General features: G+C 68.6%; 22 protein-coding genes. 16 read left to right on the forward strand and 6 right to left on the reverse strand.

The features are described from left to right. Position 1: 1 nt before the first annotated feature. The 3 genes from ACFVH2_RS03965 to ACFVH2_RS03975 all read left to right on the forward strand — a co-directional run bounded on the left by ACFVH2_RS03965 (position 2) and on the right by ACFVH2_RS03975 (position 2818). Positions 2 to 892: a glycosyltransferase family 2 protein gene (locus ACFVH2_RS03965; protein ID WP_378422470.1), complete on the forward strand. Its 891-nt coding sequence runs from the start codon at positions 2 to 4 to the stop codon at positions 890 to 892. Further along, entirely contained in the window at positions 885 to 1967 is a 1083-nt protein-coding gene (locus ACFVH2_RS03970) for a sugar phosphate nucleotidyltransferase (RefSeq protein ID WP_378422472.1), read from the forward strand. The genes ACFVH2_RS03965 and ACFVH2_RS03970 overlap by 8 nt, the downstream gene beginning before the upstream one ends. Positions 1968 to 2032: 65 nt before the next feature. Beyond that, positions 2033 to 2818: an SGNH/GDSL hydrolase family protein gene (locus tag ACFVH2_RS03975; RefSeq protein WP_378422474.1), complete on the forward strand. Its 786-nt coding sequence runs from the start codon at positions 2033 to 2035 to the stop codon at positions 2816 to 2818. Between the two features lie 48 nt (positions 2819 to 2866). Here ACFVH2_RS03975 and ACFVH2_RS03980 read toward each other — a convergent pair whose 3' ends face one another. Both ACFVH2_RS03980 and ACFVH2_RS03985 read right to left on the reverse strand, forming a co-directional pair. Next, on the reverse strand, positions 2867 to 3313 hold the full coding sequence (locus tag ACFVH2_RS03980) for a Tfp pilus assembly protein FimT/FimU (protein WP_378422476.1): 447 nt from the start codon (positions 3311 to 3313) through the stop codon (positions 2867 to 2869). Next, positions 3310 to 4764, reverse strand: a complete 1455-nt coding sequence (locus tag ACFVH2_RS03985; RefSeq protein WP_378422478.1) for an APC family permease — start codon at positions 4762 to 4764, stop codon at positions 3310 to 3312. Before ACFVH2_RS03985 ends, ACFVH2_RS03980 begins: the two co-directional genes overlap by 4 nt. A gap of 591 nt (positions 4765 to 5355) precedes the next feature. Between ACFVH2_RS03985 and ACFVH2_RS03990 the strand changes: the two genes are divergently transcribed. Beyond that, positions 5356 to 6711, forward strand: coding sequence for an APC family permease (locus ACFVH2_RS03990; protein ID WP_378422480.1), 1356 nt, complete (start codon positions 5356 to 5358; stop codon positions 6709 to 6711). A gap of 10 nt (positions 6712 to 6721) precedes the next feature. Here the strand turns inward: ACFVH2_RS03990 and ACFVH2_RS03995 are convergent, their stop codons facing one another. Genes ACFVH2_RS03995 through cofD form a run of 3 tightly spaced genes read right to left on the reverse strand, consistent with a single transcriptional unit; the run spans position 6722 to position 9572 of the window. Then, a complete protein-coding gene (locus tag ACFVH2_RS03995; protein ID WP_378422482.1) occupies positions 6722 to 7270 on the reverse strand; it encodes an NUDIX hydrolase in 549 nt (182 codons plus the stop codon). After that, a complete protein-coding gene (locus tag ACFVH2_RS04000; RefSeq protein ID WP_378422484.1) occupies positions 7267 to 8616 on the reverse strand; it encodes a coenzyme F420-0:L-glutamate ligase in 1350 nt (449 codons plus the stop codon). Before ACFVH2_RS04000 ends, ACFVH2_RS03995 begins: the two co-directional genes overlap by 4 nt. Beyond that, positions 8613 to 9572, reverse strand: coding sequence for a 2-phospho-L-lactate transferase (gene cofD / locus ACFVH2_RS04005; protein ID WP_378422485.1), 960 nt, complete (start codon positions 9570 to 9572; stop codon positions 8613 to 8615). The genes ACFVH2_RS04000 and cofD overlap by 4 nt, the downstream gene beginning before the upstream one ends. A 481-nt stretch (positions 9573 to 10053) precedes the next feature. On the opposite strand from cofD, the gene ACFVH2_RS04010 reads away from it, so the two are divergent. Then, entirely contained in the window at positions 10054 to 10287 is a 234-nt protein-coding gene (locus ACFVH2_RS04010; RefSeq protein WP_378422660.1) for a WhiB family transcriptional regulator, read from the forward strand. A 67-nt stretch (positions 10288 to 10354) separates the two neighbouring features. Here ACFVH2_RS04010 and ACFVH2_RS04015 read toward each other — a convergent pair whose 3' ends face one another. Next, positions 10355 to 10849 carry a metallopeptidase family protein gene (locus tag ACFVH2_RS04015; RefSeq protein ID WP_378422487.1) on the reverse strand — a complete coding sequence of 165 codons (495 nt, stop codon included), beginning with the start codon at positions 10847 to 10849 and terminating at the stop codon, positions 10355 to 10357. Positions 10850 to 10930: 81 nt separating this feature from the next. On the opposite strand from ACFVH2_RS04015, the gene ACFVH2_RS04020 reads away from it, so the two are divergent. From ACFVH2_RS04020 to ahcY, 11 genes are all read left to right on the forward strand, one after another. Continuing rightward, the gene (locus ACFVH2_RS04020) at positions 10931 to 11308 is read left to right on the forward strand and encodes a DUF3499 domain-containing protein (RefSeq protein ID WP_378422489.1); all 378 of its coding nucleotides are present in this window, start codon (positions 10931 to 10933) and stop codon (positions 11306 to 11308) included. 91 nt (positions 11309 to 11399) lie between these two features. Then, entirely contained in the window at positions 11400 to 12767 is a 1368-nt protein-coding gene (locus ACFVH2_RS04025) for a phosphomannomutase/phosphoglucomutase (RefSeq protein ID WP_378422490.1), read from the forward strand. A gap of 43 nt (positions 12768 to 12810) precedes the next feature. Next, positions 12811 to 13932 carry a tobH protein gene (locus ACFVH2_RS04030; protein WP_378422492.1) on the forward strand — a complete coding sequence of 374 codons (1122 nt, stop codon included), beginning with the start codon at positions 12811 to 12813 and terminating at the stop codon, positions 13930 to 13932. Continuing rightward, positions 13932 to 15164 carry a mannose-6-phosphate isomerase, class I gene (gene manA, locus ACFVH2_RS04035; protein ID WP_378422493.1) on the forward strand — a complete coding sequence of 411 codons (1233 nt, stop codon included), beginning with the start codon at positions 13932 to 13934 and terminating at the stop codon, positions 15162 to 15164. The genes ACFVH2_RS04030 and manA overlap by 1 nt, the downstream gene beginning before the upstream one ends. Positions 15165 to 15264: 100 nt before the next feature. After that, positions 15265 to 16797, forward strand: a complete 1533-nt coding sequence (locus ACFVH2_RS04040; RefSeq protein WP_378422495.1) for an amino acid permease — start codon at positions 15265 to 15267, stop codon at positions 16795 to 16797. Between the two features lie 118 nt (positions 16798 to 16915). Then, complete coding sequence (locus tag ACFVH2_RS04045; RefSeq protein WP_378422662.1) at positions 16916 to 18127, forward strand: alkane 1-monooxygenase; 1212 nt, start codon at positions 16916 to 16918, stop codon at positions 18125 to 18127. Between the two features lie 2 nt (positions 18128 to 18129). Then, on the forward strand, positions 18130 to 18294 hold the full coding sequence (locus ACFVH2_RS04050; RefSeq protein WP_072843793.1) for a rubredoxin: 165 nt from the start codon (positions 18130 to 18132) through the stop codon (positions 18292 to 18294). Continuing rightward, entirely contained in the window at positions 18294 to 18467 is a 174-nt protein-coding gene (locus tag ACFVH2_RS04055) for a rubredoxin (RefSeq protein ID WP_345342105.1), read from the forward strand. The genes ACFVH2_RS04050 and ACFVH2_RS04055 overlap by 1 nt, the downstream gene beginning before the upstream one ends. Next, entirely contained in the window at positions 18464 to 19654 is a 1191-nt protein-coding gene (locus ACFVH2_RS04060) for an NAD(P)/FAD-dependent oxidoreductase (RefSeq protein ID WP_378422498.1), read from the forward strand. The genes ACFVH2_RS04055 and ACFVH2_RS04060 overlap by 4 nt, the downstream gene beginning before the upstream one ends. A 16-nt stretch (positions 19655 to 19670) precedes the next feature. Next, positions 19671 to 20282, forward strand: a complete 612-nt coding sequence (locus ACFVH2_RS04065) for a TetR family transcriptional regulator (RefSeq protein WP_378422500.1) — start codon at positions 19671 to 19673, stop codon at positions 20280 to 20282. 37 nt (positions 20283 to 20319) lie between these two features. Then, a complete protein-coding gene (gene ahcY / locus ACFVH2_RS04070; protein WP_378422502.1) occupies positions 20320 to 21801 on the forward strand; it encodes an adenosylhomocysteinase in 1482 nt (493 codons plus the stop codon). Positions 21802 to 21940 lie beyond the last annotated feature (139 nt).

The raw sequence follows: 21940 nt of genomic DNA on the forward strand, positions 1-21940 counted from the left end.
CGTGAGTTCGCAGCTGGCCGTGGTGACGGTGACGTATTCGCCCGGCAGACATCTTCAGGAATTCCTGGACAGTCTCGAGGACGCAACCCGGTTGTCGACGCATGTCGTCATGGCCGACAACGGGTCGACCGACGGAGCGCCGGAGGCCGCCGCCGCGTCGAATTCGAACGTGCGCCTGCTGCGGACCGGCGGGAACATCGGGTACGGCGGCGCGATCAACCGCGCAGTCGCCGAGCTCGACCCGTCGTGCGAGTTCGTGATGATCGCGAACCCCGACATCCGCTGGGGTGCCGGCTCCATCGACGCGCTGCTCGACGCCGCCGCGCGGTGGCCGCGGGCGGGCGCGCTGGGGCCGCTGGTGCTCGAACCGGACGGCAGCGTCTACCCGTCGGCCCGGCACGTTCCGGGTCTGGTCTCCGGCGCCGGGCACGCGGTGCTCGGCACCGTGTGGCCGTCGAACCCGTGGACCACGCGCTACCGCCAGGAGGACGAGCAGGTCTCCGAGCGGTCGGTCGGCTGGCTGTCCGGTTCGTGCCTGCTGGTGCGTCGGGCCGCGTTCGACTCGATCAACGGTTTCGACTCGCGGTACTTCATGTACATGGAGGACGTGGACCTGGGCGACCGGCTCGGCCGAGCGGGTTGGCACAACGTGTACGTGCCCTCCGCGGAGGTCACCCACGCGAAGGGGCATGCGGCGGGCCGGCATCCGGAGCTGATGCTGCCCGCACACCATCAGAGCGCATACCGGTTCCAGGCGGACCGGCACCCGCACTGGTGGCAGGCGCCGCTGCGCTGGGCGCTCAAGGGGGGACTCGCGGTGCGGTCGAAGGTGGCCGTCGCGTCGGCCGTACGAAGCAGGGCGAAGAACGAGGGGGATGGAACCGATGACTGACAAGAAGACGACCGTGGACGCGGTGGTTCTGGTCGGCGGTAAGGGCACCCGGCTGCGGCCGCTGACTTTGTCCGCGCCCAAGCCGATGCTCCCGACGGCCGGCCTGCCGTTCCTGACGCACCTGCTGGCCCGGATCAAGGCGGCCGGGATCACTCACGTGGTGCTCGGAACCTCCTTCAAGGCAGAGGTGTTCGAGGAGTACTTCGGCGACGGCTCCGACCTCGGTCTCGAGATCGAGTACGTCACCGAGGACGAGCCGCTGGGCACCGGCGGCGGCATCCGCAACGTGCTCCCGAAGCTGCGGGCCGACAACGTGGTTGTCTTCAACGGTGACGTGCTCGGCGGTACCGACCTGCGCGCCGTCCTCGACACCCATGTCGCCACCGAGGCCGACGTGACGATGCACCTGGTGCGGGTCGGCGATCCGCGCGCGTTCGGGTGCGTGCCGACGGACGCGGACGGCCGGGTCACGGACTTCCTGGAGAAGACCCAGGATCCGCCGACCGATCAGATCAACGCAGGCTGCTACGTCTTCAAGCGCGAGATCATCGAGAAGATCCCGGCCGGCCGTGCGGTGTCCGTCGAGCGTGAGGTGTTCCCCGGGTTGCTCGCCGACGGCAGGCGGGTCTACGGGCACGTCGACAACGCGTACTGGCGGGACATGGGCACCCCCGAGGACTTCGTCCGCGGCTCGGCGGACCTGGTGCGTGGGATCGCGCCCTCGCCCGCGCTCGAGGGTCCGCGTGGGGAGTCGCTCGTGCATCCCGGCGCGGGCATCGCACCGGGCGCGGTGCTGATCGGCGGGACCGTGGTCGGCCGCGGCGCCGAGGTCGGCGCCGGTGCGCGACTGGACGGCGCCATCCTGTTCGACGGAGCGGTGGTCGAGGCGGGCGCGACGGTGGAGCGCTCGATCGTCGGGTTCGGTGCCCGGATCGGCCCGCGGGCGCTGGTGCGCGACGCGGTGATCGGGGACGGCGCCGACATCGGCGCACGCTGCGAACTGCTTCGTGGCGCGCGGGTGTGGCCTGGGGTCACGCTGCCCGACGGTGGGGTGCGGTTCTCGACCGACGTCTGAGCCGTTTGTTGCTCAGTGCAACCCTGGTCTGATGTGACGGGGCGCACGCTGGCACGATGGGTCGGGTGAACTCGCCGGAACCTGTATTTCACCGCTACGTCGCGCTCGGGGACTCCTTCACCGAGGGGCTCGGGGATCCTGCACCGGCGCGGCCGAACGGGCTGCGCGGCTGGGCCGACCGGGTCGCCGAGCAGCTGGCGACCCGGACCGACGACTTCGGGTACGCCAACTTGGCCGTCCGCGGCAAGCTCCTCGGCCAGGTCCTCGACGACCAGCTCGACGCGGCGATCGCGATGGAACCGGACCTGGTCACCGTCTACGCCGGCGGCAACGACATGATGCGACCGTCGGTGGACATCGACGCGCTGGTCGAACGCTACGACGCCGCGATCGGCAAGCTCACCGCGACCGGCGCCACGGTCGCGGTGTGGACCGCCTACGACGCGGGCTGGAACGCGATCTTCAAGGCGATGCGCGGTCGCACCGCCGTCTACAACGAACTCGTCCGCGAGGTGGTCGAGCGACATGGCGCCACCCTGGTCGACTTCTGGCGGTTCGACGGCTACGACGACGAGCGGATGTGGGACTGGGACCGCCTGCACATGGCGACCCCCGGGCACGAGCGGATGGCGGTCGAGGTGCTCGACGCGCTCGGAGTCCGGCACGCGCTGGTCGCGCCCGACCTCGGTCCGATCCCGTTCCAGAGCAAGGCCGAGCGGCGCCGGGTGAACTACACCTGGACCAAGGACTTCCTCGGCCCGTGGATCGGGCGACGGCTCACCGGAAAGTCGTCCGGTGACACCGTCGCCGCGAGAAGGCCCGAGTTGGGACCGATTTCGGTCGAGGACTGACATCGGGCCCGTCGCGGGTCGGCGATGCGTTCGTGGTCACTCTCCACTTCAGTACGAGGCGACGTCGCTGGTGTGCAGGTTTCCGGCGAACTGCTGGAAGTCGGCCAACTGGTCGGGGCAGTAGATTCCGAGTACCAGAAGTTCCCCCTTCACTACCCGGTCGTCGACGATCACCGGCCGGGTTCCCGGCCCGCCCGCTCCGTTGGCCATCTGAGACAGCAGGGTCGCGCGTGTCAGAGCCGAGTTCGGATCGGCGCAGATCGCTCCGCCGTCGTCGCCGAGCACCCGCACGAGTTGCTCCTCGGACGGTGCGTGCGCACCAGCCTGCTCAAGCGCCGCGATGAGCTGATTCGCCTTCTGCTCGGCCTGCGCTGTCGACCTTGCCGACGAGAAGGCGATGAGAGCGAGAACCAGCAGCAGCCCGAACGTGACCGCGACGACGACGTACATGATTGTGCGTCCGCGCGCGTTCTCGGGTTCGGTGTCCACGGTCATGACGAACTCCCCTCCGGCTGCTTCCAGGAGGGCTTACGCAACCGGTAGAACAGGTACGGAACGAGCAACCCGAGTCCGAGCGCCCCGGCGGCGACGAACACGAAGTACAGACCGGCGTTGCCGGAACCGAATTGGGACGGCGGAATGAAGCCGATCAGCAGTGCGGCGAGCGAGGCGGTGAAACCCACTCCACACAGGCCGACCAACATCGGTGCCCGGTAGCCGCGCGGATGGTCGGGAGCCCTGCGCCGCAATCGAACTGCGGCGACGAACATCAACAGGTACATGATCAGATAGACCTGCGTCGTGATCACCGAGAAGATCCAGTATGCGCTGGAGACGTCAGGAATGAAGGCGTACAGCAGGGCGATCACGGTGGTGATCAAGCCCTGGGTGACCAGAATGTTCTGCTGGACGCCGTTCTTGTTCACCCGTTGCAGGAAGGGCGGAAGGTAGCCTTCCTGCCGGGAGATCAGGAGAAGACCCCTCGACGGGCCGGCAAGCCAGGTCAACATTCCGCCCAGTGATGCTGCCACCAGCATGATGCCGACGATCGGGGTCAGCCATTGCGAGCCGAATTGCGCGAAGACGGCGTCGAACGCCTGCATCACGCCGGCCGTGAGGGACAGTTGTTCAGCCGGGACCACCCAGCTGATCGCCAACGCGGGGAGGATGAAGATCATCAGCACCAGTCCCATGGCCAGGAACATCGACCTGGGGAAGTCCCTGGCGGGGTTGCGCAGGGACGACACGTGCACCGCGTTCATCTCCATGCCCGAGTAGGACAGGAAGTTGTTGACGATCAGCACCAGGCTCGCCAGCCCGGCCCAGGCGGGCAGCAGGTGGTCGACAGTCATCGGTGCAGCCGACGGGTTGCCCTGGCCGAGGAAGACGGCGCCGAGGATGACGAGCACGGCACCGGGGATCAGGGTGCCGATGATCAGGCCGCCGCTGGCCAGTCCGGCCACACCCTTGGTGCCGCGGGAGGAGATGTAGACCCCGGACCAGTAGGCGACCATGATGACCAATGCGGTCCAGACCCCGCTGCTGGCCAGTGCAGGATTGATGACGTACGCCAGGGTGCTCGCGACGTACCCGAGCAAGCTGGGGTAGTAGAAGATTGTCATCGCGAATTGGCACCACACCGCCAGGAAGCCCATCGGTTTGGAGATTCCGAGGGCCACCCAGTTGTAGACGCCGCCCTCCCAGCCCGAGGCCAACTCGGCCGAGACGAGGGAGGTCGGCAGCAAGAACACCAATGCGGGAACCAAGTAGAGGAACACGCACGCAAGGCCGTACACGGCCATGGTCGGCGACGGCCGCAAGCTCGCCACCGAACTGGTGGTCATCATCGCCAGGGCAATCCATGAGATCCAGGAACCGGAAGGAGCCCGGGTTCGTGCCGCGGTCTCGGCGGTAGGAGGTGTCGCGGGCACATCCGTCGCACTCATGGCGTCCACCGCCCAGGCGCTCGGCGCACCCTCGGTGCCGCGGCGGTGCGGAGGCGTCGACCTGGCTCGCTGGTCGCCCCGACGGCCCTGTCGTGGCATGTCATCTCGCTCGACTCCTCGTCGCGGCGCCGCCGCGACGCCGTCCTGATCGAAACGCAGTGTCGTTGCACGACTTCACCTTTCTGATCGAAGTGGGCGCCTGGCCGGAGCTGGCCGACGATCCGGCGCCGCCCAGCACGAGGGGGCACCAGCAGCGTGGGTTGCGCGCCTACGGCGCTCTGCCCGCTCGACTCTTCGCACAGCCATGTCGTCACTTGACTGTTGCGGTTCGGGAAACCGCTCGATGAGCTCTATTTTGCGCCTGTCCGGTCCCGTATCCCAGACCAATTCGCTAGTCGATGCCGCTGTACCCGGAGGCGGTGACCAGGCAGTAACCGAGCCTCGAACGGTCGCGACCTCCCTTCGTGCGCGGCGGCGGAGAATGAGATGTACACGTCCGTTCGACTCGTTCGGGACCTGGGATGAAGATGTCCGAGGATCAGTCGACCGGAAAGGGTTTCGCGGAAGGCACGTCGACCTGGAGGCCACAGAGTGTCTGAATCCACAAGCACCGGGGACACGGGTCCTGCGCGACGTCCGGAAGCTGCCGAGCCGCCGACGAGCGGGCACTCGATGACGGTGCGCGGCGCCGCCTTCCTCGGCGTCGGCTCGATGGTGGGCGCCGGTATCTTCGCTCTCCTCGGTGAAGCCGGTGCGGTCGCCGGTTCCGCGGTGTGGCTGTCATTCGCTGTCGCGGGAGTCGTGGCGACGCTTCAGGGCTACGCGGTCGCCAAACTGGGGGCCCGCTACCCCTCGTCCGGCGGCATCGTGACCTTCCTTCTGCAGGGATACGGTCGCGGACACGTCACCGCCGTTACGTCGTGGCTGCTCTACTTCGCGGCGATGATCGTCACCGCGATGGTGGCCGTGTCGTTCGGCAGCTACGGTTCGGCTCTGTTCTTCGACGACTCGGGGGCCTGGGCTCGGATCTTGACCAGTGCGGTGATCCTCTTGGTCGCCGCCGTCAACATCGCGGGCGCGAAGCTCATCGATCGGGTGCAGAGCTTGATCGTGGTCGTGCTCCTCGCCGTTTTCGCGGTGTTCATCGTGGTCACTCTCGCTCAGCTCGACCCGAGCCTGCTGGCCCGCTCGACCTACCCGCCGGCCACCGACATCATTTCCAGCGTCGCACTGACCTTCTTCGCGTACCTCGGATTCACAGTCATCAGCTTCACCGGCGGCGACCTCCCGAACCCGCAGCGCAACCTTCCGCGGGCGATGTATCTCGCACTGGGCATCACCTCGGCGTTGTACATCCTCATCGCCCTGGGTGTCTTCGGCAGCCTCACGGTGCAGGAAGTCGTCGACAACGGCGACACGGCGCTCGCCCTCGCGGCAAAGCCCGCACTTGGCGAGGCCGGTTTCGCGATGATGGCCGTCGCGGCACTCCTCGCGACCTCGTCGTCGGCAAACGCCAACATCTACGCGGCCGCCGGTTCGACGGCGAAACTCGCCGAGTCGGGTATTTTTCCACCCCTTTTCGGTCGGCTCGCCCGGGTGGGCGGAACATGGGGCCTGGTCGTCTCCGTCGTTCTGATCCTGCTGCTCGCGAATCTCGTCGATCTGACCGCGATCGCGTCGCTCGGGAGCGTGGTGGCGCTGGCCATCTTCCTGGTCACGTCTGTCGCGGCCTACCGGCTGAGGTCCGAGACCGGTTCCAGCGCGAGCGTGCTGCTGGTCGGAATCGTGCTCACGTTCGCGGTGCTGGCCGTGTTCGCGGTCCAGACCCTCCGTACCGAACCCGAAACGTTCGGCGCAATGATCGGGATCGTTGTGCTCGCGGTGGTTCTGGATCTTCTCTGGAGCCGGCGGCGGCACAGGTCTGCCGAACGAGGGGTCCGTGAGTGAGCGGCACAGCTCAGCGCAGAGCGGCCAGCCCGACCAGGTGATCGATGGTCTCCCGCTCTGCCGCCTCGGGCAGCGCGTCGACCGGCCACCATCGCAGATCGGTGGATTCGTCCGACCGCACGATCGCGGCGCCGTTCGGCGCCCACACCAGGAAGCGCAGGTCCAGGTGCCGGGTCGGTTTCCCGAGTGAGCAGGTGATCGGGTGGGTGTGTGCGGACAGCAACACCGGGTCGATCCGCAGGCCCACGATGCCGGATTCCTCGGTGGCCTCACGCAGTGCGGCGTCCACGACGGTCTCGTCGTCTGCCTCGCAGTGACCGCCGAGCTGGATCCACCGCCCGACCCGCGGATGCAGGGTGAGCAGCACCTGCCGCCGGTCCTCGCTGAGCACAAGGGAGGACGCGGTGATGTGGCCGGGTGCGTGCTCGCGCAGGCACCCGAGTGGTGCCGAGTCGAGGAAGGCGAGCATGGTGTGCCGCAGCGACTCGTCGGCGGCGTCGGGCGTCCGCCAGTCGAGCAGCGCCTCGCGGGCCGATCGGTGCAGCGACTGCGCGCTCACATCTCCACCAGCAACTCGCCCGGCGTCACGGGCGGGCGCGGGGCCAGTGGCTCGACCGGATTGCCGACCGCGATCGCGCCGAGCGCCTGCCAGTCGGCGCGCAGTCCGAGTTCGTCCCGGACCAGGTCGGCAGCGAAAATGGTGGACCCGATCCAGCAGCTTCCGATTCCCTTGGTGGCCAACGACACCAGCAGGCCCTGCACCGCCGCTCCCGCCGCGACGGTGAACATGGTCTGCTCGGCCCGGGTACGGGCGTCGTCCGGGTACGAGTGCGCACCGTCGGGCACGCAGAACGGGATCACCAGTTCGGGCGCCTCGAAGAGAATGTTGCCGCGGTCGAGGCGCCGGGCGATCGCCGCCTCACTCAACCCGTCGGCGGTGAGGTCCGCCCGCCAGCGTGCGCGCATCGCGTTGAGCAGTCGGAGCCGGGTGGCGGCCGTCCTGATCCAGACGAACCGCACCGGGCGGGTGTGGTGCGGCGCGGGTGCGGTCAACGCCTCCGCGATCGCCTCCCGCACCGCCTGCGGGTCAACGGATTCGGAGGAGAACTCGCGAATCGACCGGCGCAGCAGAAGAGCCTCGCTTCGGCCCTGGGCGAGAGCCTCGTTGGTGCCGAGCCAGAACAGGTCCTCCTCGCCCCGGCGCAGCAGGTCCTGCGCACCGGACCCGTCGTCCGTGAGCGACATCCCACGCACGACCGCCACGGGGACGCTGCCGACCTTGCCCTTGACCAGATCGCCTGCCGCGGCCAGTTCGTCGGCCACCGCCACCGAGGTGACGAACAACTCGTTGCCCTGGGCGTCCACCGAGCCGGCGTACCCGTGCAGCACCGGCAGGCCCGCCGAGCCGATCGCGGCGTCGGTCTGGCCGTGCCGCCAGGCCCGGCCCATCGTGTCGGTGATCACGACCGCCACGGTCACCCCGAGCAGCTGTGCGATCCGTGCCCGCAGCGTTCGCGCGCTGGCGTCGGGATCCTCGGGCAGCAGGGCCAGTTCGGTGGGGTGAACGTTCGAGCCGTCGATCCCCGAGGCGGCCTGCACGATGCCGAGGCGGTTCTCGGTGATCAGGGTGCGGCCCTTGCGGGCGACCACGCGCACTGCCTCCTGGTCGACGAGAACCCTTCGGGCGGCGTCCCTTTCGTCGGGGTCGGTCGGGGACTCCACGATCCGGCCCTCGACCTTGGAGACGATCTTGCTGGTCACCACGAGTACGTCGCCGTCGGCCAGCCACGGCGCAGCCGCCGCGAGCGCCGACGCCAGGTCGTCGCCGGGTCGGAACTCCGGGAGGCCCGGGACGGGCAGGACTTCGACGCCGCCGCCTGCCCCGTGGTCGACGACGGCGTTCACACGCTCACCCCGGCCAGCCGCAGGGCCGCCCGCGCCATCTCGGCGGTGGTCTCGGGATCGGTCATCAGCAAGGGGACCGCCTCGACGTCGACCCCGGGAACCTCCGCCGTGTCGGTCTCGTGGATCAGCCATCCGTCGAGAATCCCGGTCTCCGACCGCGATCCGTAGTACCGGCCGATCGCCTCGGCCGAGGTCTGCACGCCGATCACCTCGAGGCATTCGTCGGCCATGCCGCGCAGCGGCTTACCGTCGATCACGGGGGACAGGCCGACGACCTTCGCCCGCCCGGTGCGCAACGCGCCGCGGATGCCGGGCACCGCCAGGATCGCACCGACGCTGACCACCGGGTTCGACGGTGCGAGCAGGATCGCGTCGGCATTCTCCAGGGCCTCCAGCACACCGGGTGCGGGAGCGGCCTTCTCGGCGCCCACGTGCGCGAAGCTGTGTGTCGGCACCTGCGCGCGATAGCGCACCCACCATTCCTGGAAGTGGATGGCGCGCTGCTCGTCGTCGGCGGGATCCGTGATGACGACGTGGGTTTCGCTGCGGTCGTCGGTGACCGGGATCAGCCGGACCCCGGGCTGCCAGCGGTTGCACAGCGCCTCGGTCACCGCGGACAGTGGGTACCCGGTGCGCAGCATCTGCGACCGGATCAGGTGGGTGGCGATGTCGCGGTCGCCCAGTCCGAACCAGTCGGGCTTGGCGCCGTACGCCGCGAGTTCCTCTTTGGCGTTCCAGGTTTCGCCGACGTGGCCCCACCCGCGCTCGGGGTCGATACCACCGCCGAGGGTGTACATGCAGGTGTCCAGGTCCGGACAGATGCGCAGGCCGTGCATCCACACGTCGTCGCCGACGTTCACGATCGCGGTGATCTCGTCGGACTCGGAGAGCAGACTTCGCACACCTTGGAGGAAACGCGCCCCGCCGACCCCGCCGACCAATACAGTGACTCTCACAGACCAAGAGCCTAGGCGGACTGCCGTTGCTTCGTTGAACGGCACCGTGCCCACCGGCGTGGGCAGCGCGACACGCTGTTGACGCGCACGAACGCGTCGACGGCGTCGATTCGGGCTCGGTGGTGGTAGGGGAAATCCCTCGACGGCTTGACCCCTCAGTGCGGGCCGTGTCTAATCACATGTATGTCATTCCGAGGTCGCCAACCCAGATGGTTTGCGGTGAGCCTTGATTCGAACGTTCATTCCCACGGAATCGGCATATTCGGGGATTCTATTTGTCAGGAGATTCTGCGCTATCAAAGGTGAGGAGGCGGAACGGATGCCCAATCTGCAGGAGTGGTCAGTGACCCATCTCAGCGAGCTTGGCAACGAACCGCAGACCGATTCCAGGGCGGGCGCAGCGGGGGGCGTCTGCAGAACAGAGGGCGAGTCGAACGCCGATCGCCCGCTACTCAGTCTGATCGTCAATGGATTCGACGACATGTTCGAATCGATCGAGGATCAGTGGCAGGAGCGCGCACTCTGCGCGCAGACCGATCCCGAAGCGTTCTTCCCGGAAAAGGGTGGTTCGACGCGGGAGGCCAAGCGCATCTGCCTCGGCTGTGAGGTGCGCGACGAGTGCCTCGAGTATGCGTTGGCGAACGACGAGCGATTCGGGATTTGGGGTGGCCTCTCCGAGCGGGAGCGCCGGCGCCTCAAGCGCGGCATCATCTGAGCGTCGTTCGACGGTCAGCGGTTACCCGCCGACGGACATCGTCAGCGGGTAACCGCGCCAACGCATTTCACTCGCCGGGGTCGTCGGTGAGGTCGGGATCGATCACCTCGGGGTCTACTCCGAGATAGGTCGCGACCTGACGGACCAGGACTTCGTTGAGCAGATCGACCAGGTCGTCCTGGCGTTTGGCGCGCAACTCGAGCGGCCGACGGAACAGCACCAGGCGGGCACGCGTCGCGGTGCCGTGTCGGTCGACACCTGCCGGGACCAGCCGCGACAGCGGAACCGGACCCTCGGCCACCACCTCTGGTGGCCACGTCACCGAATCCGGGTCCAGTGCACGGATTTTCGGCACCTCGTCCACCGCGATGTCCAGCTTTGCGAGGCGGTCGTGCCAGCGGGCGTCGATCGGTGCGAACGCCTCGAGAACCAGCATGTCGAACTTCTCCGCGCGGCTGCGCCAGGCGGGCACGTGCTCCGGGAGGACCGGGCCGCGGATGCCCCGGCCGCGTCGAGCCACCGAACGGGAACTCAGTGGACGACCGTGACGGGCTCTGCGCATGAGGGTCAATCCTACCGACAGCCATACCCTTCCGGTGTGTCCGAGTAGGCGACGCCGAGACGGAGGGCTACCCTCACAGGCGTGAGAGCACTGCGTCGATGCTGCCGGCCTGGGTGTAAGAACCCCGCCGTTGCGACGCTGACGTATGTCTACTCGGACTCGACTGCAGTCGTCGGTCCGCTCGCCACCGTCGACGAACCGCACTCCTGGGACCTGTGTGATTCGCACGCGTCGCGGATCACCGCGCCCAAGGGCTGGGAGCTGGTGCGCTACGAGGGCGGATTCTCCAGCCCCACTCCCGACGAGGACGATCTGACGGCGCTGGCCGAGGCCGTCCGCGAGGCGGGACGCGGTGAGCGGGGCTCCTCGGACGGTCGCGTCGAGGAGGCGCCGAGCCAGCTCAACGCCAGGACGGGCCGTCGAGGTCATCTGCGGGTCCTTCCCGACCCCACCAGCTGACCGCGCCGGGCGCTGTCCGGCTGTGCGGGGGCACTAGGCTGTCCGAATACAGCACCCGATCCAGACCGTCCCCGAACGCAGGAGTAGAGCAGTGGCACGTACCGCCGAATCCGTCCATGCCGTCATCAAGGCATACGACGTACGCGGCGTGGTCGGCGACCAGATCGACGCCGACTTCGTTCGGGACGTGGCCGGTGCGTTCGCGCGGCTGGTGCGAGAGGAGGGGGCGTCCCGCGTGGTCATCGGCCACGACATGCGAGCCTCCTCTCCGGACCTGGCCGCCGCGTTCGCCGACGGGGTGACCGCGCAGGGCCTCGACGTGGTCCTCATCGGGCTGGCCTCCACCGACCAGCTGTACTTCGCCTCGGGCCTGCTCGACTGCCCCGGCGCCATGTTCACCGCCAGCCACAATCCTGCGCGCTACAACGGGATCAAGCTCTGCCGGGCCGGCGCGAAGCCGGTCGGTCAGGACACCGGCCTGGCGACCATCGCCACCGAGGTGATCGACGGCGTGCCCGCGCACGACGGCGCGACCGGATCGGTGAGCGAGCGTGACGTCCTCGACGAGTACGCCTCCTTCCTGCGCGGCCTGGTCGATCTGTCGACCATGCGGCCGCTCACCGTTGCCGCCGATGCGGGCAACGGGATGGGCGGGCACACGGTGCCTGCCGTGTTCGGCGCGCTACCGCTCACCACCCTGCCGCTGTACTTCGAGCTCGACGGCTCTTTCCCGAACCACGAGGCCAACCCGCTCGATCCGAAGAACCTGGTCGACCTGCAGGCCTACGTGCGCAGCACGGGCGCGGACCTCGGCCTGGCATTCGACGGCGACGCGGACCGCTGCTTCGTGGTCGACGAGCTCGGCAACCCGGTCTCGCCGTCGGCCGTGACCGCCCTGGTCGCCGAACGTGAACTGGCCAAGGAGCCCGGTGCGACGATCATCCACAACCTGATCACCTCCCGCGCGGTTCCCGAACTCGTCACCGAACTCGGCGGCACCCCGGTGCGCACCCGCGTCGGCCACTCGTTCATCAAGCAGCAGATGGCCGAGACCGGCGCCGTCTTCGGCGGCGAACACTCGGCGCACTACTACTTCCGTGACTTCTGGGGCGCCGACTCGGGGATGCTGGCCGCGCTGCACGTGCTGGCCGCGCTGGGTGAGCAGGACCGCCCGCTGTCGGAGCTCATGAGCAAGTACGACCGGTACGCGGCGTCGGGGGAGATCAACTCCACCGTGGCCGACGCGTCCGAGCGGACCGCGGCGGTGCTCGAGGCGTTCGCGGGCCGGGCGCAGTCCGTGGACCGGCTCGACGGTGTGACGGTGAACCTGAACGACGGCGCCTGGTTCAACCTGCGGGCGTCGAACACCGAGCCCCTGTTGCGACTGAACGTGGAGGCTCGCACTGCCGACGAGGTCGACGCCCTCGTTGCTGAGATACTGGCAGTGGTGCGCGCCTAGCGGGGCGCACTGTGGTGTGGACTCGAGCGAAAGGAAGGCTGCCATGACGGCTCCGTCACCCCTTCTCGACCTCGATGACGCCGCGGGCGTCGCCGCCGCCGACTCGGAGGGCGCGATGCGCGCCGCCGCGTTGGGCGGGGCCCAGGTCCGCGCCACGGCGGCGGCTGTGGCCGAGGGCGCGCTCGACCGGATCAGGAACATGCGGCCGCGCAGCGTCGTCTTCGTGACCGGCGGCGGCCGGGCCGGGCGGGCGGCCACCGTGCTGACCGTGACGGTGGGGCCGAGAGTCGGGATCCCGATCCTGCATCTGCCCGCGGTACCGCCGTGGCTCGGTCCCCTGGACGTGGTGGTGGTCTCGGGCGACGACGCCGGCGACCACCGACTGCTCGAAGCCGCGGACTCGGCGCTGCGCAGGGGTGCTGAGGTGGTCCTGGTTGCGCCCGACGAGGGACCGCTGCGGGCGGCCGGTGCCGGCCGGGCGATGGTGCTGCCGCCCCGGATTCGCGTGCCCGACCGGAACGGCTTCCTGCGTTATCTGGCGGCCGGGCTGGCCGTCGTCGCGACGCTCGAATCGGAAAGGGTTGCAGCTCTTTTCCCGGACCTCGCGGACCTGGCGGACGAGCTGGACGCCGAGGCGGTCAGGGGCCGTCCCGACAACGAGGTGTTCCACAATCCGGCGAAGTCGCTGGCGGTGCGGATGCGCGGCCGCCGGGTGGTGCTGGCCGGCGACGCTCCGTCGACGACCGCCCTCGCCCGGCACGGCGCCGAAGTTCTGCTGCGCACCGCCGGTGTGGTGGCAGCGGCGGCCGACCTGGGCGAAGTGCTGGCCGCCGCCGACCGGCTGGCCGGAGGCGGGGCAGTCCCCGGCGCGCAGTACGACCCGATCTTCCACGACGAGGAGCTCGACGGTCCCGCGCCGAGCGCACCGGTGCGGGTGTTCGTGCTCGCGACCGCGGGTTCCCGGCAGCCGACCACGCGTCGGATCGCGGCGCTGCGGGACGCCGATCTGGTGACGGCGGTGGGGGAAGAGGATTCGATCGAGATGGGGGGCGCCGAGATGACGAGCCCGGCGAGGCGGGAGCGTACCGAGGTCGAGCAGCTGGCGGTGACGGCCGTGCGCCTGGAGATGGCGGCCGCCTACCTGCAGTTGATCGGTGGCAGCTAGTGCAGTTGATGCAAGGCGCGCTGCGCACCTACGCCTGGGGTTCGCGGACGGCGATCGCCGAACTCTGCGGACGTCCCGTCCCGTCGAACCATCCGGAGGCCGAGTTGTGGCTCGGCGCCCACCCGGCCGATCCGGCCCGGCTGCTGGTCGGCGACCGGTCGGTGTCCCTGCTGGACGCGATCATCGCGGATCCGGCGACCCAGCTCGGCGAACGGGCTCGGGCCGGCTTCGGGGACCGGCTGCCGTTCCTGCTCAAGCTGCTCGCCGCGGAGGAGGCGCTCTCGCTGCAGGCGCACCCCAGCGCGGAACAGGCCAAGGAGGGATTCGCGCGGGAGGAGGCGGCCGGGATCCCGCTGGACTCGCCCGTGCGCAACTACCGCGACGACAGTCACAAGCCGGAACTGGTCGTTGCCCTCACCAGGTTCGAGGCCCTCGCCGGCTTCCGTGATCCGCACCGCACGGTGGAACTGCTGCGGTCCCTCGACGTCCCCGCCCTGGAGAACTACATCGGACTGCTTGCCGGGCAACCTGATTCGTCGGGGTTGCGGGCGCTTTTCACCACCTGGATCACGCTCCCGCCGCCCGCGCTGGGCGCGTTGCTGCCGCAGATCCTGGATGGCTGCGTGCGCTACCTGTCGGGCCCGGCCACCGAGCGGCGGTACGCCCGCGAGGTCCAGACCGTGCTCGGGCTCGGCGAGTCGTACCCCGGCGACGCGGGCGTGCTCGCCTCGCTGCTGCTCAACCGGGTGACCCTGGAACCGGGTGAGGGCCTCTACCTGGACGCGGGCAATCTGCACGCCTACCTGCACGGCCTCGCGGTCGAGGTGATGGCCAACTCCGACAACGTGCTGCGCGGGGGACTGACGCCGAAGCACGTCGACGTCCCGGAACTGTTGCGGGTGCTCGACTTCGAGCCGCTCACCGGGCCGATCCGGATGCCCGCCGCACAGCCGGGCACGCCGGTACTGGTCTACGACACCCCGGCGCCGGAGTTCTCGTTGTCCCGGATCGACCTGGACGAGTGCGGGCGGTCGCAGGGAGCGAGCGTCGACTTCGAACTCGCCGGACCGCGGATTCTGCTGTGCACCGCCGGGTCGGTCACACTTCGCAGCGGCGACGACACCCTGGAACTCGCCCGCGGCGAGGCGGCCTGGATCGCCGCTGCGGACCCCGCGGTGACGGTGTCGGCCCACTCGACCACCGCGCAACTGTTCAGCGCCTCCGTCGGCTGAACCAGAAGTACCACCAGATACGACGCTCGGACCGGTAACGGGTGCCCGCGCAGTAGCTGAGCAATAGGCTTCGAGAACGGACCAGTTCGAGGAGGCAGCGATGGCACGCACCGGGATCTTCCGGACGAAATCGGTGGAGCAGTCGATCGCGGACACCGACGAGCCCGAGAGCAAACTGCGCAAGGATCTCACCGCGTGGGACCTGACGGTCTTCGGCGTCGCGGTCGTCGTCGGTGCCGGCATCTTCACGCTGACCGCGCGCACCGCGGGCAACGTCGCGGGGCCGTCCGTCTCGCTCGCGTTCGTCCTGGCCGCGATCGCGTGCGGACTCGCCGCCCTGTGTTACGCCGAGTTCGCCTCGACGGTGCCGGTCGCGGGCAGCGCGTACACCTTCTCCTACGCGACGTTCGGCGAGTTCGTCGCCTGGATCATCGGCTGGGACCTCACGCTCGAGTTCGCGCTGGCCTCGTCGGTGGTGGCGAAGGGATGGTCGCTGTACCTGGGCAACGTGATCGGCGCCGAGGGCTCGACGGTCGTCTCGCTCGGCGGGGTGAACTTCGACTGGGGTTCGGTGCTGCTCATCGCCGTGCTCACGGTGATCCTGGCGACCGGGACCAAGCTGTCCTCCCGGGTGTCCCAGGTGGTCACGGGTATCAAGGTCGCGGTCGTGCTGCTGGTGATCGTGGTCGGTGCCTTCTACATCAACAAGGACAACTACTCGCCGTACATCCCGCCGTCGGCGCCGAAGAGTACCGGTCAGGGCATCCATCAGTCCCTGTTCAGCTTCTTCACCGGTGCGGGTGGGAGCACCTACGGCTGGTACGGACTGCTGGCCGCGGCATCGCTGGTGTTCTTCGCGTTCATCGGCTTCGACGTCGTCGCGACCACAGCCGAGGAGACCAAGGATCCGCAGAAGGCGCTGCCGCGCGGCATCCTCGGCTCGCTCGCGATCGTCACGGTGCTCTACGTCGCGGTCACGCTGGTGCTCACGGGCATGGTCAAGTACACCGAGCTCGCGACCGACAGTTCCACCCTCGCGACGGCATTCGAGTACCACGGCATCACCTGGGCGCAGTGGGTGATCAACCTGGGCGCGCTGGCCGGCCTGACCACGGTCGTGATGGTCATGCTGCTCGGCCAGACCCGTGTGCTGTTCGCCATGTCACGCGACGGGCTGATGCCGAGGCAGCTCGCGCACACCGGCCGCCACGGCACCCCGGTTCGGATCACCGTCATCGTCGGCGTCGTCGCCGCTCTCCTCGCCGGCTTCTTCCCGATGGGCACCCTCGAGGAGATGGTGAACATCGGCACGCTGTTCGCCTTCGTGCTCGTGTGCATCGGCGTCGTCGTCCTCCGCCGCACCCGGCCCGACCTGCCGCGCGGTTTCCGGGTGCCGTTGGTGCCGTTGGTGCCGATCCTCGCGGTGCTGGCCTGCGCGTGGCTGATGCTGAACCTGTCGGTGGAGACCTGGATCCGGTTCGTGGTGTGGATGGCGATCGGCATCGTCGTCTACTTCGGCTACGGCTACCGGCACTCGCTGGTCGGCAAGCGGATGCGCCCGCCTCCGGGGCTCGCGTCCAAGGCGCTCGATCAACTGGGCGGACCGGACGAGCCGACGCATCTGGGGCGATGAGTCGACTTTACAAAAGGCGGAGTTTGTATAGACAGATAACAGATCTGGCGCTACTGTCTACTTCCTAGTGGTCCACCTCACAGATCGGTGGGCCGGCGGACTGGAGGTAGTCGTGAGCATGCGAACGGGAGCGGGGGAGCAGGCGCCCGCGCAGTGGCGGGACAAGAAGCGCCATCTCTGGTTGTTGGGCCTGATTCCGCCCACCGCGGTGTTCATCGCCGCGGGCCTCGTGTGGGGCTTCAACGAGCTCGGCTGGTCTGCGGTGTCACCGGTGTGGTGGTGGATCGGGCCGATCCTGGTGTACGGGCTGTTGCCGGTGCTCGACATCTTCTTCGGTCCGGACGGGCAGAACCCGCCCGAGGAGGTGATGGAGCAGCTCGAGAACGACAAGTACTACCGCTACTGCACCTACGTCTACATTCCGTTCCAGCTCGCGAGCCTGGTGTTCGCCTGTTACCTGTGGACCGCCGACAACCTGAGCTGGCTCGGCCTCGAGAACGGCCTGGGCCTGGCCTCGAAGATCGGTCTGGCGCTGAGCATCGGCGTCATGGGCGGCATCGGCATCAACACCGCACACGAACTCGGCCACAAGAAGGACGAGTTGGAGCGGTGGCTGTCGAAGATCACCCTCGCCCAGACCTTCTACGGCCACTTCTACATCGAGCACAACCGCGGTCACCACGTCCGGGTCTCCACCCCGGAGGACCCGGCCAGCGCCCGCTACGGCGAGACCTTCTGGACCTTCCTCCCGCGGAGCGTCTGGGGGAGCCTGATCTCGTCGTGGGAGCTCGAGAAGACCCGCATGGAGCGGCTCGGCAAGCGCACCTGGAGCATCCACAACGACGTGCTCAACGCGTGGCTGATGTCGGTCGTGCTGTACGTCGCACTCGTTGCCGGCTTCGGCTGGGAAGTGCTGCCGTTCCTGCTGATTCAGGCCGTCTACGGGTTCTCGCTGCTCGAGACCGTGAACTACCTCGAGCACTACGGATTACTGCGGCAGAAGACCGCGAGCGGCCGGTACGAGCGCTGCGCCCCGGTGCACAGCTGGAACTCCGACCACATCTGCACCAACATCTTCCTGTACCACCTGCAGCGGCACAGCGACCACCACGCCAACCCGACCCGGCGCTACCAGACGCTGCGGAGCATGGACGGCGCGCCGAATCTGCCCAGCGGCTACGCCAGCATGATCACCCTGGCCTACTTCCCGCCGGTCTGGCGCAAGGTCATGGACCACCGCGTCCTCGACCACTACGACGGCGACATCACCCGCGTGAACGTGCAGCCGGCCAAGCGTGAGCGGATCTACGCACGGTTCGGGGTGGCGTGATCATGGCTGCCTATCGGTGCCCGGTGTGTGAGTACGTCTACGACGAGTCGAAAGGTGCCCCGCGCGAGGGCTTCCCGGCCGGAACCGGCTGGGACTCGGTCCCCGACGACTGGTGCTGCCCGGACTGCGGAGTGCGGGAGAAGATCGATTTCGAGAGGAGCGCGTGATGAAGCTGTACCGGTGCGTCCAGTGCGGATTCGAGTACGACGAGGAACTGGGCTGGCCCGAGGACGGCATCGCCCCCGGCACCCGTTGGGACGACATTCCCGACGACTGGAGCTGCCCCGACTGCGGGGCGGCGAAGGCGGACTTCGAGATGGTCGAGGTCGCGCGACCGTGACCGCCGTCGTCATCGTCGGTGCCGGGATCGCGGGCATCACTGCCGCGGAAACCCTTCGCGCCGAGGGATTCTCGGGAACCGTGACGGTTCTGGGTGCGGAGGACGCCCACCCCTACCGGCGGCCCACGGTGTCGAAGGACCTGTTGCTCGGCACCAGCACCGCCGCGAAGGTCGCGCTGCGCGCCGCCGAGTACTGGTCCGAGCGCGACATCGAGGTCCGCACCGCGGTCGCGGTGGACGCGATCGACGTCGGGGGTCGCGCGGTCCGGCTGAGTACCGGGGAGCGGCTGCCGTTCGACGCGCTGCTCCTCGCCACCGGCGCCCGGGCCCGCACCCTCGAGCACGACGCGGGCGAGGCCGCACTCTCCTTGCGCTCGCTGGCCGACGTCACGCCGCTGCGCGCGGCGATCGACCGTGGTGACGGGGTGCTGGTGGTCGGCGCGGGGCTGATCGGCTCCGAGGTGGCCGCGGCGGCCCGGGAACTCGGCACCGCGGTGACGATGCTCGAATCGGCCCCGGCGCCGCTGCACCGGGTGCTGCCGCCACAGGTCGGCGAACTCTACGCACGTATGCACCGGGATCGGGGCGTCGCGCTGCACACCTCCGTCCGGCTGGCCGCGCTCACCTCCCACGGCGACGGCGCGGTCCTGGCCCGCGCGGACGACGGCCGAACCTGGACGGCGGGCACCGCACTGCTCGCGGTCGGATCGGTGCCCGAGACCCGGCTGGCCGAGGCGGCCGGCCTCACCGTCGACGACGGAATCGTCGTGGACGAGCAGTTCCGGACCTCCGCGCCCGGTGTCTTCGCGGCCGGTGACGTGGCGAACCGCCGCTGCCGGTTCCGCGGTGAACGCGGCCGCACCGAGCACTGGAGTTCGGCGCAGGCTCACGGTGCGGCCGCGGCACGCTCGATGCTCGCGGGCCTGTCCGGGGCAGTCACCCCGGTGTGGTCCGAGGTGCCGATGTGCTGGAGCTCGCAGTACGGACGCAACCTGCAGATCGCGGGCTGGCCGGGCGCCGACGACGAGGTGGAGGTGCACGGCGACGTCGACGCGTTCGACTTCATCGCGTTGACGCGGCGCGGCGACCGGCTCGTCGGCGCGGTCGCCATCGGGCGGCCGAAGGAGTTGCGCGAGGCGCGCACCCTGATCGGACAGGCCTGGGAGTTTGACGCGTCGCGGGCGTGATGCGACCCTCGCCACCATGGATCCCGTGAACCGAGTCCCGTACCAGCAGGCCGCCCGGACGTTGCTGAGGGACTCGGTTCTCGGGGCGATGCGGGACCTGCTGGCGGTCAAGGACTGGTCCGAGATCACCATGACCGACGTCGCGGCGGGGGCGGGCGTGAGCAGGCAAACGGTCTACAACGAGTTCAAGTCGCGGCAGGGCCTCGCGCAGGCCTACGCCCTGCAGCTGGCGGACCGGTTCGTCGGAGCCATCGAGGACTCGATCTACGCCAACGTCGACGATCCGCACACCGCCCTGGTCGAGGCGTTCACCACCTTCTTCCGTCAGAGCGCCGCGGATCCGCTCGTGCAGTCGCTGCTCACCGGGGAGGCCAAGCCCGACCTGCTTCGGCTGATCACCACGGACAGTGCCCCGCTGCTCGACCGGGCATCGTCCCGTCTCGCGGAAACCCTCGAACGCAGCTGGATCCAGGCCTCGCCGGTCGAAGCCGGGATCGCCAGCCGGGGAATCGTCCGGCTGGCGATCAGCTACATCTCGATGCCGCCGGAATCGGATCAGGACGTGGCCGAGGACCTGGCCAGGATCTTCGTGCCGTTCATCGAGGCGATCGTCGGCGCGGACGCCTAGTAGCCTTAGCCGAGATATCGGCAACCAGGAGAGGCAGATGACGACCTCAGTGTCTGAGAACAAGTGCGTCGCGGAAACCCGCAACGGAATCGACTTCAAGGTGGCGGACCTTTCGCTCGCCGAGTTCGGCCGCAAGGAGATTCGCCTCGCGGAGCACGAGATGCCGGGCCTGATGGCACTGCGTCGCGAGTACGCCGAGGTGCTGCCGCTCAAGGGTGCGCGCATCTCCGGCTCGCTGCACATGACGATCCAGACCGCGGTGCTGATCGAGACGCTGACCGCGCTCGGCGCCGAGGTCCGCTGGGCCTCGTGCAACATCTTCTCCACCCAGGACCACGCCGCGGCCGCGATCGTCGTCGGCCCGCACGGCACCCCGGAGGAGCCCAAGGGCACCCCGGTCTTCGCCTGGAAGGGCGAGACCCTCGAGGAGTACTGGTGGGCGGCCGAGCAGATGCTCACCTGGCCGAACGAGCCCGCGAACATGATCCTCGACGACGGCGGCGACGCCACCATGCTGGTGCTCAAGGGCGCGCAGTTCGAGAAGGCCGGCGTCGTGCCGCCGACCGACGAGGAGCACGACTCCGACGAGTACAAGGTGTTCCTGGCGCTGCTGCGTCAGTCGCTCGAGGCAGACAAGTCCAAGTGGACGACGGTCGCGGAGTCCGTCAAGGGCGTCACCGAGGAGACCACCACCGGCGTGCTTCGCCTGTACCAGGTCGCCGCGGCGGGTGAGCTGGCGTTCCCGGCCATCAACGTCAACGACTCGGTCACCAAGAGCAAGTTCGACAACAAGTACGGCACCCGGCACTCGCTGCTCGACGGCATCAACCGCGGCACCGACGTGCTGATCGGTGGCAAGGCGGCGCTGGTGTGCGGCTACGGCGACGTCGGCAAGGGTTGCGCGGAGGCGCTGCGCGGCCAGGGCGCGCGCGTCGCGGTCACCGAGATCGACCCGATCAACGCCCTGCAGGCGCTGATGGACGGTTTCGAGGTCAAGACCGTCGAGGAGGCGATCGGCTGGGCCGACATCGTCATCACCTCGACCGGCAACAAGGACATCATCACCTTCGAGCACATGAAGCAGATGAAGCACCAGGCGATCCTGGGTAACATCGGCCACTTCGACAACGAGATCGACATGGCCGGCCTCGAGCGTGCCGCCGACGTCACCCGCGTGAACATCAAGCCGCAGGTCGACGAGTTCACCTTCCCCGACGGCCACAGCATCATCGTGCTGTCGGAGGGCCGGCTGCTGAACCTGGGCAACGCCACCGGGCACCCGTCGTTCGTGATGAGCAACAGCTTCTCGAACCAGGTCATCGCCCAGATCGAGCTGTGGACCAAGCCGGACGAGTACGACAACGAGGTCTACCGACTGCCCAAGCACCTCGACGAGAAGGTCGCGAAGATCCACGTCGAGGCGCTCGGCGGCTCGCTGACCAAGCTGACCAAGGACCAGGCGGAGTACATCGGCGTGGACGTCGAGGGCCCGTACAAGCCCGAGCACTACCGGTACTAGCGGCTTCGTCGCCTGTGCGCGATCTTCACCCTGGTCGGGGTGAAGATCGCGCACGGTGCGCGGCGCCTGTTCGAAACTTCTCTTTCACTCAGTGAAATAGGCGCTGACTCCGGTCTATGTGCCAGGTCACACTGAATGC

Source organism: Rhodococcus sp. NPDC127527, assembly GCF_042672245.1.
GTDB lineage: Bacteria > Actinomycetota > Actinomycetes > Mycobacteriales > Mycobacteriaceae > Rhodococcus_G.